The 12,093-nt window shown below is 44.2% G+C and carries 10 protein-coding genes; all 10 read left to right on the top strand.

Annotated features, from left to right (window positions below; translation table 11 throughout):
- Nucleotides 1-173 precede the first annotated feature (173 nt).
- The 10 genes from sdaAB to smc all read left to right on the top strand — a co-directional run bounded on the left by sdaAB (nt 174) and on the right by smc (nt 12,092).
- Complete coding sequence (gene sdaAB / locus ACFVS1_RS13575; protein WP_352921506.1) at nt 174-836, top strand: L-serine ammonia-lyase, iron-sulfur-dependent subunit beta; 663 nt, start codon at nt 174-176, stop codon at nt 834-836.
- 37 nt (nt 837-873) lie between these two features.
- Nucleotides 874-1,758, top strand: a complete 885-nt coding sequence (gene sdaAA / locus ACFVS1_RS13570; protein ID WP_241591117.1) for an L-serine ammonia-lyase, iron-sulfur-dependent, subunit alpha — start codon at nt 874-876, stop codon at nt 1,756-1,758.
- Nucleotides 1,755-3,806 (top strand): ATP-dependent DNA helicase RecG, encoded by a 2,052-nt coding sequence (gene recG / locus ACFVS1_RS13565; protein WP_352921504.1) that lies wholly within the window; start codon nt 1,755-1,757, stop codon nt 3,804-3,806. Before sdaAA ends, recG begins: the two co-directional genes overlap by 4 nt.
- 119 nt (nt 3,807-3,925) lie before the next feature.
- Nucleotides 3,926-4,483 (top strand): transcription factor FapR, encoded by a 558-nt coding sequence (gene fapR / locus ACFVS1_RS13560; protein ID WP_034313744.1) that lies wholly within the window; start codon nt 3,926-3,928, stop codon nt 4,481-4,483.
- Nucleotides 4,484-4,507: 24 nt separating this feature from the next.
- Nucleotides 4,508-5,494, top strand: coding sequence for a phosphate acyltransferase PlsX (gene plsX / locus ACFVS1_RS13555; RefSeq protein ID WP_352921502.1), 987 nt, complete (start codon nt 4,508-4,510; stop codon nt 5,492-5,494).
- A gap of 27 nt (nt 5,495-5,521) precedes the next feature.
- A complete protein-coding gene (gene fabD / locus ACFVS1_RS13550; protein ID WP_352921500.1) occupies nt 5,522-6,463 on the top strand; it encodes an ACP S-malonyltransferase in 942 nt (313 codons plus the stop codon).
- 2 nt (nt 6,464-6,465) lie between these two features.
- On the top strand, nt 6,466-7,209 hold the full coding sequence (fabG, locus tag ACFVS1_RS13545) for a 3-oxoacyl-[acyl-carrier-protein] reductase (RefSeq protein WP_352921498.1): 744 nt from the start codon (nt 6,466-6,468) through the stop codon (nt 7,207-7,209).
- Nucleotides 7,210-7,266: 57 nt separating this feature from the next.
- Nucleotides 7,267-7,500, top strand: coding sequence for an acyl carrier protein (locus tag ACFVS1_RS13540; protein ID WP_034313729.1), 234 nt, complete (start codon nt 7,267-7,269; stop codon nt 7,498-7,500).
- A 263-nt stretch (nt 7,501-7,763) separates the two neighbouring features.
- Nucleotides 7,764-8,504: a ribonuclease III gene (gene rnc / locus ACFVS1_RS13535; RefSeq protein ID WP_352922609.1), complete on the top strand. Its 741-nt coding sequence runs from the start codon at nt 7,764-7,766 to the stop codon at nt 8,502-8,504.
- Nucleotides 8,505-8,528: 24 nt separating this feature from the next.
- Nucleotides 8,529-12,092, top strand: coding sequence for a chromosome segregation protein SMC (smc, locus tag ACFVS1_RS13530; protein WP_387548066.1), 3,564 nt, complete (start codon nt 8,529-8,531; stop codon nt 12,090-12,092).
- Nucleotide 12,093 lies beyond the last annotated feature (1 nt).

Raw genomic sequence — 12,093 nt, 5'->3', positions numbered from 1 at the left:
TCACAATGTTTAAGGATCCTGAAAAAAATAAAAGGCAATAAACTGCATATGTCATTAGGCTATGCAGTTTTATTTTTTATGAAAAGAAGGATTACGGACAGCGTAATTGTAATTACAATATATCAGGCTTTATTATTAACCTGACTCCCAGTGTATAGAAGGAGGAGCAAATCATGAAATTTAGAAGTGTATTCGATATAATTGGTCCTGTTATGATTGGCCCCTCTAGTTCACATACAGCAGGAGCTGCAAGGATCGGAAGGGTTGCCAGGAATTTATTCGACCGGGAACCAAAATGGGCCCATATTTCTTTTTACGGATCGTTTGCCAAAACCTATAAAGGCCATGGAACGGATGTAGCCATTGTAGGAGGCTTACTTGATTTTGATACATTTGATGAGAGAATCAAAGAATCGCTGGATATAGCCCGCAAAAAGAAGATGAAAATTACTTTTCGGGAAGAAGAAGCCGTACCGGAGCATCCCAATACAGCAAAAATAACGGTTGGTGATGAGGATGGTGAACTGGAACTTGTCGGAATATCGATAGGCGGGGGGAAAATCGAAATCGTCGAACTGAACGGGTTTAAATTGAGGCTCTCCGGGCACAACCCTGCCATACTCGTCGTTCATGATGATCGATTTGGTGCCATCGCAAATGTTTCAAACATATTAGCCAAGCATCAAATCAATATTGGTCAGATGGAAGTCTCCCGAAAAGAAAAAGGGAAGATGGCCTTGATGACGATTGAAGTGGACCAAAACCTGGAGGATCACGTCATCGCTGAAATTACAGCACTCCCCAACATCACTCAAGTAGCGAGGATTGTGGATTGATAGGGCAATCGTTTCCACTTAGGAAGGAGAAGAAATCATGTTTCGTAATGTAGCGGAATTAGTAGAATTAGCTGAATCAAAGCAAAAAAAAATTTCAACGCTGATGATAGAACAGGAAATGGAAGTAACGGGAAAAAGCCGTGAAGAAATCATCAGCCAGATGGGAGTCAACCTGGATGTAATGGAACAGGCAGTTGAAAAAGGACTTCAAGGTGTCCGTTCCGTTTCAGGCCTGACGGGAGGGGATGCAGTCCTTCTTCAGACTTACATTAAATCAGGAAATTCCTTATCCGGTGAACTGCTGCTGGATGCGGTAAGCAAAGCGGTGGCAACAAACGAAGTGAACGCAGCCATGGGAACGATTTGTGCGACACCTACAGCTGGATCTGCCGGTGTTGTACCTGGAACCCTTTTTGCTTTGCAAAATAAACTAAAGCCGAATCGGGAACAGAAAATTGAGTTCCTATTTACAGCAGGGGCGTTTGGTTTTGTTGTAGCGAATAATGCTTCGATCTCTGGAGCCGCAGGGGGCTGTCAGGCTGAAGTCGGTTCTGCTTCAGGCATGGCTGCGGCGGCCATCGTTGAAATGGCAGGAGGAACACCTGCACAAAGTGCAGAAGCGATGGCAATCACATTAAAGAACATGCTTGGCCTTGTGTGTGACCCTGTTGCTGGGCTTGTGGAGGTGCCTTGTGTGAAGCGTAATGCCATGGGTGCAGCCAATGCTATGGTTGCCGCAGATATGGCGCTAGCGGGGATCACAAGCCGCATACCGTGTGATGAAGTGATTGATGCGATGTACAAAATCGGGCAAACGATGCCATCGGCTCTTAGGGAAACTGCACAAGGAGGTTTAGCGGCTACACCGACTGGACGGGAGTTGGAAGCCAAAATCTTTGGCTTGCCGCTGAATAAGAAGTGAACACCGCTTTACAGGAACCGATAACAGCAGTAAAGGGCATTGGGGCCGAAACGGGGGCAGCTTTGGGGGAAATGGAGATCCATACCGTCGCGGATCTCCTTGAGCACCTCCCATATCGCTATGAAGATTACCGATTGAGGGATTTAGAAACGGTCGAGCATGATGAGCGGGTTACCATAGAAGGCAAAGTTCATACGGTACCTACATTAGGGTACTTCGGAAAGAAAAAATCCAGGCTTACGATTAAAGTGTTAACTGGGAGATACTTAATAAATGTGATTTTTTTTAACCAGCCATATCTGAAGCCGAAGCTTGCGATAGGCGAAACCGTAACGGTAACAGGAAAGTGGGATCGTCATCGCCAAACCATTACAGGCTCGGAATGCCACGTTGGCGATCGTAGCCGGGAGAAAGAGTTCGAACCGGTATACTCAGTGAAGGGCAGCATTACTGTCAAAGGGATCCGTCGCTTTATCTCCAATGCATTTTCTGAATATGGGGCAATGATAGAAGAAAATCTGCCCCCGCAATTATTGTCGGCATACAAACTGATGCCGCGTAACGACGCTCTTCGTACCATGCATTTCCCTCAATCGGCCAATGATGTGAAAAAGGCTCGCCGCCGTTTTGTGTATGAAGAATTTTTATTGTTTCAACTTAAAATGCAGGCACTTCGTAAAGTGCAGCGGGAGCAGTCAAAAGGAATTGGCCAGGAGTTTGACATGGAGCAGTTGGAAGCTTTTGTTGGAACTCTCCCTTTTCCTTTGACTAACGCTCAGAATAGGGTCGTCGAGGAAATAATGAATGACATGAAATCCCCCTACAGGATGAATCGGCTGCTTCAAGGGGATGTCGGGTCTGGAAAAACGGTGGTTGCCGCGATATGCCTGAAGGCGACGATTACAGCAGGTTTCCAAGGTGCATTAATGGTCCCGACGGAAATCTTGGCTGAGCAGCATACTCAATCGCTGAAGGCGATGTTGGAACCGAGTGGAGTGAAGGTCGCATTGTTGACAAGTTCGGTAAAAGGCAAAAAGCGCAAGGAACTATTGCAAATGCTGGAATCCGGGGAGCTAGATCTTTTGATAGGAACACATGCATTGATACAGGATGAAGTGAATTTTCGGAACCTGGGACTTGTCATAACGGATGAACAACATCGTTTCGGAGTGGAGCAGCGCCGGATCCTTCGAGAAAAGGGTACAAATCCAGATGTACTTTTCATGACGGCTACACCGATTCCGCGAACGCTTGCAATTACAGTGTTTGGGGAAATGGACGTCTCGACGATCGATGAAATGCCTGCCGGGCGTAAAGCGATAGAAACCTATTGGGCAAAACACCAAATGCTTGATCGGATCTTAACATTTGTCGAAAAGGAACTAAAGAAAGGGAGACAGGCTTACGTTATCTGTCCATTGATCGAGGAGTCGGAGAAACTCGATTCTTTACAGAATGTTCTCGATGTTCATGCAATGCTGACTCAATACTTTGCGAACAGGTACAAAGTGGGACTTATGCATGGCAGGCTGTCCGCGGATGAAAAAGACGAAGTGATGCAGCAGTTTAGTGCCAATGAAGCACAAATCCTTGTTTCCACGACGGTTGTCGAGGTTGGGGTGAATGTTCCAAATGCAACGGTAATGGTCATTTATGATGCTGAGCGCTTTGGGCTTTCACAGTTGCATCAGTTGCGCGGAAGGGTTGGACGGGGAAGCGATCAGTCCTTTTGCATCCTGCTGGCTGATCCGAAAACGGAAGTCGGCAAAGAACGGATGAAAATCATGACCGAGACAAACGATGGATTCGCCCTTTCCGAAAAAGATTTGGAACTGCGCGGCCCCGGGGACTTCTTCGGTAAAAAACAAAGCGGCCTTCCCGAGTTCAAGGTAGCCGACATGGTCCATGATTACAGGACCTTGGAAGTGGCAAGGGAAGATGCTGCAAAATTGATTGCCTCCCAAAGCTTTTGGCATTCCCCTGAGTATGCACCGCTGCGGAACTACCTAGCGGGAACGGGAGTATTCACGGGAGAAAAGCTGGACTGAGCTGAATAAAAAAACCAATAGCAGATTGTGAGATTTTACTCAATATCTTGCAATCTGTTTTTAAAATATATATACTACTATTAGTACCTAGTCATAATACTACGGATGGTGACCTTCAAATGCGAAGAAATAAGAAGGAACGCCAGCAATTATTAATCGAAACGATTAAACAGAATCCTTTTGTAACGGATGAGGAGCTGGCTGAAAAATATTCGGTGAGCGTCCAGACCATTAGGCTTGACCGTCTTGAATTATCGATACCGGAACTGCGTGAACGTATTAAAAGCGTGGCCGAGAAAAAATTCAGCGACGAAATCAGGGCATTGCCTTTGGATGAAATCATCGGGGAAGTAATTGATCTTAATTTAGATGATAACGCAATTTCGATTTTGGATATAAATAAAGAGCATGTCTTTAAGCGGAATGGAATTGCAAGGGGACATCACCTTTTTGCCCAAGCAAATTCATTGGCTGTAGCAGTCATAAATGATGAATTGGCATTAACTGCGAAAGCATCCATTTTATTTACTCGTTCTGTAAAGGAAAATGAAAGAGTGGTAGCCAAAGCTAGGGTTAAAAACGTGGATCACACCAACGATCGTTCCGTGGTGGAGGTTAGAAGCTACGTGGGTAATGAACTGGTTTTTAAAGGCGAGTTCGAAATGTATCGCTCTTAATTTGCTAGTAAAGGATGAAAGAAAATGAAGATAACGATAGATGCAATGGGTGGCGACAATTCTCCAAAGGCACAGGTTTTGGGAGCGATGAAAGCTGTCGAGGCTTTTTCCGATGTGGAAATCACCTTAATAGGCAATGAATCGGAGATCAACCAATACTTAGCGAAACATGGCCGTATAAAGGTTATACATACTGATGAAAAAATATTAAGCACCGATGAACCTGTTCGTGCGGTTCGCCGCAAGAAAAGCGCTTCGATGGTATTGGCAGCACAGCAAGTGGCTGACGGAGAATCGGATGCATGCATTTCTTCCGGCAATACGGGGGCCCTAATGGCTGCAGGCTTGTTTGTGGTCGGAAGGATAGAGGGCATTGAACGTCCGGCGTTGGCTCCTACCCTTCCGACAATCGATGGCAAAGGTTTTGTACTTCTGGATGTAGGCGCGAACTCCGATGCGAAACCGGAGCACCTCCTTCAATTCGCCATAATGGGGTCTGTTTATGCACAAAAAGTGCGGGGAATTGAAAAGCCCCGTGTTGGATTACTTAATATCGGAACAGAAGAAAAAAAAGGGAATGAACTGACTAAGCATGCCTTTACATTATTGCAGCAATCATCGGAGATATCCTTTATTGGCAATGTAGAGGCAAGGGACCTCCTTAGCGGGCCGGCAGATGTTGTCGTTACGGACGGCTTCACGGGGAATATGGTGTTAAAGACGCTTGAAGGTACTGCTATGGGTGTATTTAAAATGGTGAAAGCGGCCTTGATGAGCAACCTAAAGAGTAAGCTGGCTGCAGCAATGGTAAAGCCTGAACTGAAAGTCATAAAAAATAAAATGGATTACTCGGAGTATGGCGGTGCCGGCCTCTTCGGTTTGAAGGCCCCTGTCATTAAGGCTCATGGTTCCTCAGATGCGAATGCAGTCTATAATGCAATACGCCAGACTCGCGATATGGTTGGAAATGACGTCATATCGACAATTGCGGAGACGATAGAAAAACAATAATAAATCATAGAGGCAGGGGAGTAACATATGGGTAAAATTGCTTTTGTCTTTCCAGGACAAGGATCACAATCAATAGGAATGGGGCATGACTTATTTCAGGAAAACGAGCGTGCTCAGCAAATTTTTCGATCAGCGGATGAAAAACTTGATTTTCCACTTTCAGAATTGATCTTTAATGGCACACAACAAGAATTAACGGTGACTTATAATGCACAGCCTGCTTTATTGACCACGAGTTATGCTTTTGTCAAAGAACTTGAAGAAGCGGGGATCAAACCCGATTATACAGCCGGGCACAGTTTAGGTGAATATACGGCATTAGTGGCATCTGGCGCAATTTCTTTTGAAGATGCCGTATTTACAGTGCGTAAACGTGGTGAATTCATGGAAGCTGCGGTACCGAACGGCCAAGGCTCAATGGCTGCCATATTGGGAATGGACCGTGAAGCTTTATCTGAAGTCACTGCTGAAATTACGGCCACTGGTGAATCCGTTCAATTGGCCAATATTAATTGTCCAGGGCAGATCGTCATTTCAGGCACCTCCGAAGGGGTTAAACTTGCAAGTGCAAAAGCCAAGGAAAATGGGGCTAAACGGGCTCTTCCTCTTGAAGTGAGCGGACCGTTCCATTCAGAATTAATGAAACCGGCAGCAGAAAAGTTACAGGGGGTACTCGATGAAGTAAGCTTCAACCAGGCAGGAATTCCAGTCATTTCAAACGTAACGGCCAAGCCCATTACAGCACCTGCTGAAATTAAAGAAAAATTAATCGAACAGCTGTATTCACCGGTTCTTTGGGAAGACAGCGTGAAAAAGCTGCTTGAATTGGGCGTGGATACGTTCATCGAGGTGGGCCCGGGGAAAGTATTGGGCGGATTGATAAAGAAAATCGACCGTTCCGTTCAAATTCATTCAGTATCCGATATAGATACTCTGACTAAAACAATTGAAACATTGAAGGGGGTATAAGCATGATCCTCGAAGGTAAAAAAGCACTTGTAACGGGAGCTTCACGAGGTATTGGCAGGGAAGTTGCATTGGAACTTGCCCGTCAGGGAGCAGACGTTGCCATCAACTATTCCGGCAGTGAAGCTAAAGCAAATGAAGTGGTTGATGAAATCAAGGCATTGGGCCGTAAAGCATTTTCCATCCAATGCGATGTTGCAAATAGTGAATCGGTGACAAGCATGATCAAAGAGGTCATAGAACAGTTTGACAGAGTGGATATCCTGGTTAATAATGCAGGTATCACACGTGATAACCTATTGATGCGTATGAAAGAAGATGAATGGGATTCTGTGATCAATACGAATCTTAAAGGCGTGTTCCTATGCACAAAGGCGGTTACAAGGCAAATGATGAAGCAGCGCAGCGGCAGGATTATCAATATGGCATCGATCGTCGGCGTAAGCGGAAACGCAGGGCAGGCTAATTATGTTGCGGCTAAAGCTGGTGTGATCGGTTTGACTAAAACCACGGCAAAAGAACTTGCTTCAAGAGGCATTACGGTCAATGCGATTGCCCCAGGTTTCATCTCTACGGATATGACTGGGGAATTGCCTGAAGAAGTCCAAAAAGCCATGCTGGACCAAATTCCGCTTGCACGGTTCGGTGACCCTAAAGATATTGCTGCAGTGGCGTCTTTCCTCGCTTCCGATGCAAGCAAATATATGACTGGGCAAACCCTTCATGTAGATGGCGGCATGGTCATGTAAGTTTTCTTTGATTTTTTTCGAAATTAATTTATAATGTCTTGAGGGGAGGTGAACACATTGGCAGATGTATTAGAAAGAGTAACTAAAATCGTTGTAGATCGTTTGAACGTAGAAGAATCAGAGGTAAAACTTGAAGCTTCTTTCAAAGAAGATCTTGGTGCCGATTCCCTGGATGTAGTCGAACTAGTCATGGAATTCGAAGACGAGTTTGATATGGAAATTTCGGACGATGACGCTGAAAAAATCGCCACAGTAGGTGATGCTGTGAATTACATACAAAGCACTATGTAATGAATTGTCATTTGACTAAAAGCTCCGTTTTTTAACGGGGCTTTCTCTTATTGCTAAAGAAGTTTGATGCCGCGTCAGATAAGGGAATGAGCATGTACGGGATAAGCACCGCATGCATGGCAGCGGTCTTCTGCCATTAGTTTTCTTTAAGCGGATAATAATGTATGATGGTACATAGGAAAGCTTGACAGGAATTCCTGCCAGGTTTCTTTTTATATTTTGGAAAAATATGCTTTTTGAACCGTTGTGGAGGGTTTTGTGTGATGCGTAGGAACGGAAATAATCGTAAACCATCAATCAAGGATAATAAATTTAAACAGTTGCAAGAAAATCTGGGTTTTCATTTTAAAGATGAAAATTTATTGAAACAAGCTTTTACACATTCATCTTATGTGAATGAGCATCGCCGTAAGCCTTATGAAGATAATGAAAGGCTTGAATTCTTGGGGGACGCTGTACTTGAACTGACCATCTCTAAATACTTATATCAAAAATATCCGATGATGAGCGAAGGTGAACTTACCAAACTGAGGGCAGCCATTGTATGTGAGCCTTCACTTGTTGCTTTTGCCAATAGCCTTTCTTACGGGGAATATGTATTGCTCGGAAAAGGGGAAGAAATGACAGGCGGAAGAGAACGCCCTGCCATGCTTGCGGATGTATTCGAAGCCTATATTGGTGCTTTGTACCTTGATCAAGGATTAGAGTCAGTAGTGCAGTTTTTGACGAATGTCGTGTTTCCGAAGATAGACGAGGGTGCTTTTTCTCATGTGATGGATTATAAGAGCCAGCTTCAGGAGCTGATCCAGCGTGATGCCATCGGTGTCCTGCAATATAAGATTTTGCAGGAAAAAGGACCTGCTCATAATCGGGAGTTTGTTTCGACCGTCTCCTTGAATGGATTAGAACTGGGCTCTGGAATAGGAAAGTCCAAAAAAGAAGCGGAGCAGCATGCTGCCGAGCATGCATTGATCGTTTTAAAAGAAAAAAAATCAACAAGATAGTTGAACAGTAGAGGGGGAAAGGTCATGTTCCTCAAACGTTTGGACGTTGTAGGATTTAAATCTTTCGCAGAGAAAATTTCGATTGATTTTGTACCTGGTGTCACGGCAGTGGTTGGACCAAACGGAAGCGGTAAAAGTAATGTGACCGATGCAGTCCGATGGGTACTTGGAGAGCAGTCTGCGAAATCACTGCGTGGAGCAAAAATGGAAGATATCATCTTTTCGGGAAGTGACACGAGGAAGGCGTTGAATTTTGCGGAAGTATCATTGACCCTTGATAACGAGACCAATTCCCTGCCGATTGACTTTCATGAAGTCAGTGTGACAAGACGTGTATATCGATCGGGAGAAAGTGAATTTTTCATTAATAATCAAGGTTGCCGGCTGAAAGACATCATAGACCTTTTCATGGATTCTGGTCTTGGGAGAGAAGCGTTTTCCATCATCAGCCAAGGGAAAGTGGAAGAAATCCTTAGCAGTAAGGCTGAAGAAAGACGAGTGATTTTTGAAGAAGCAGCCGGTGTCCTGAAGTATAAAACGAGAAAACGAAAAGCGGAATCGAAGCTGACGGAAACACAGGATAACTTAAACCGTGTCCATGATATCCTCCATGAATTGGAGGGGCAGGTGGAGCCGTTAAAAATTCAGTCTTCCCTCGCCAAGGAATTTTTGGCGAAGAAAGATGAGCTTGAGCAAATAGAAGTGGCTTTAACCGTTTTTGAAATAGAAGAACTTTATGGAAAATGGGAAAAACTATCACAGGAACTTGAAAAACATAATGAACTGGAACAGCAAATGGCAGGACAGCTTCATGATAGGGAAGCGCATCTCAAAAAGCTAAGGGACAGTCTTGCGACGCTTGAGACATCGATCAATGGTCTTCAGGAAATTCTCCTGAATGCCAGCGAAGAACTTGAAAAGCTTGAAGGCCGTAAAGAAGTTTTGAAAGAACGGAAAAAAAATGCCGCCCAAAACAAGTCGCAGCTGGAAAAAGCGATTGTGGAAGGTGAGGCTGCTGTCGAGCGTCTGTCTTTGCAAAAGGAAAGAGAAACGGAAATCCTGAATGCACTGAACTTGGAAGTGAAAGGGATATCTGAAACCTTACATGAAAAACAAAAAAGCCTGGGTCTATTCAATAGTGATATCGAAGCGATGATCGAAGCGAAAAAGAGTGACTATATCGAGTGGTTGAACAAGCAGGCATCGGCTAAAAACGAAAAACAATACCTGCTCCAGCAGCTAACACAGCAGGAACATAAAAATGCTAAACTGGACATGGAAAATGAAAAGTTCTTAACCGAAAGAATGGATATCACTGCTAAAAAAATGGAATATTCAAAGCTGATGGACAATATGACCAAGCAGCTTGAAGAGCATGTCACTTATTTCCGAAATCAGCAGAATAAATTGAATGCGGCAAAAGATACGTATCAAAAACAAGAAACCACCCTTTATAAGGCCTATCAATTCCTTCAACAGGCAAAATCGCGTAAGGAACTGCTTGAAGAAATGGAAGATGATTATGCAGGATTCTTTCAGGGTGTAAAAGAGGTTTTGAAAGCGAAAGAAACCCTTCAAGGCATTGAAGGGGCAGTTGCGGAATTGATAAAAGTTCCAAAGGAATATGAAACGGCCATCGAAACGGCGCTGGGCGGAGCGATGCAGCATGTTGTCGTGGAACGCGAAGAGCATGCACGGGAAGCCATTTCCTTCTTGAAGAAAAATAGGTATGGGCGTGCGACGTTCTTGCCTTTATCAGTCATAAAGGCAAGAGAGATATCAGCTAACCAATTATCGATGCTGAAGAGCCATTCAGCTTTTGTAGGGACTGGTTCCTCATTGATCCAATATGATGATAGGCATGCAGCGATTGCTGAAAACCTATTGGGAACCGTGATAATCACTACAGATTTAAAAGGTGCAAATGACCTGGCAAAAATGATGCAGCACCGTTTCCGCTTCGTAACACTTGAGGGGGATATCGTCAATCCAGGTGGTTCAATGACTGGTGGAGCCTTAAAGCAAAAAACGACCTCCCTGCTTTCAAGGAAAACGGAATTGGAAGAGCTCCAACAAAAACTTGCTGCCATGGAAGCTAAAACGAATCAGCTAGAAAAGCAAGTCAAACAGCTCAAAGTGGATGTAGGCGTTCAAGAGCAAACGCTTGAACAAACCAGAAAAACAGGAGAGAGACTTCGATTACAAGAACAAACCCTTAAGGGCGAACTCCGTGAAGTGGAACTGCAGGAAAGAAATGTGAATGAACGGCTGCATCTTTATGATTTGGATAAAAATTCATATTTAGAAGAACAACAGCAAAAAACAGCAAGACTTGAAGAGCTGGAAGAACTTTTGGACTCATGTAAATCGGAAATTGAAGGGCTTGACAGGTTGATTTCCGAAATGACCGAACAAAAGCAATCTCAACAATCCTCAAAAGAGAGCCTTGCTGAAGAAACGAATGAACTGAGGGTAATGCTTGCCTCTAAGCGTGGCCAGCTGCAAAACCAAAAAGAGAAGATGGAACGCATTGAATCGGATCTTTCAAAGGAAACAAGCAGGCTTGCCGAAAACAAAGATGATTTAGGGCTCCTGACCAATGAAATGACAGACAGTTCAAGCGGGGAAGAGTCACTGGAAGATATGGCTCAGCAGAAATTGCTCGACAAAAATGGGGCAATTGAAGGAATCACCATAAAAAAACAGGAAAAAAACGAGCTTCTTAAGGAAGTTGAATCACTAGAACTGTCCTTGAAAGAAGAAAATCGACTTTATAGAGGCATTGTCGAAGTGATAAAGGATGAAGAAGTGAAATTAACTCGTCTGGATGTCGAACTGGAAAATCGTCTCGACCACTTGAGGGAAGAATATACCCTTTCCTTTGAAGGGGCTAAAGAACAGTATCCATTGATGATGCCTGCTGAAGAAGCTCAAAAAAGAGTGAAGCTCATCAAACTTGCAATCGAGGAACTGGGGACGGTGAATCTAGGTGCAATTGATGAATACGCACGTGTAGCTGAACGCTATGAATTCCTTCTAAGCCAAAAGGAAGACCTTCAACAGGCGAAGGATACATTATTCCAAGTCATCGATGAAATGGATGATGAAATGAAACGGCGCTTTGCCGATACCTTCTATTCGATCCGTGAAGAATTCGAACAAGTCTTCAAAGCTTTATTTGGCGGAGGCAGAGCCGAGCTGAAGCTGACAAATCCGGATGATTTACTAAATACAGGGGTGGATATCATTGCACAGCCACCCGGGAAAAAACTGCAAAATTTGAGTCTCTTATCCGGGGGAGAACGAGCATTGACAGCCATAGCCCTTTTATTCTCCATTCTAAAAGTGCGTCCGGTGCCTTTCTGTATTCTTGATGAAGTCGAGGCAGCGCTTGATGAGGCGAATGTTGTCCGGTTCAGTCAATTTTTAAGGAAGTTCAGCAGGGAAACGCAGTTCATCGTGATTACTCACCGCAAAGGCACGATGGAAGAGGCAGATGTCCTATATGGCATAACGATGCAAGAGTCAGGCGTCTCCAAACTTGTTTCCGTCCGGATGGAAGAATCAGAAAACTTTATTGAAGTTTAAA

This window comes from Peribacillus sp. NPDC058075 (genome assembly GCF_042885195.1).
Taxonomy (GTDB): domain Bacteria; phylum Bacillota; class Bacilli; order Bacillales; family DSM-1321; genus Peribacillus.
Note: the sequence above shows the minus strand (reverse complement) of the source record. Positions and strands in the feature narration are given on the sequence as shown.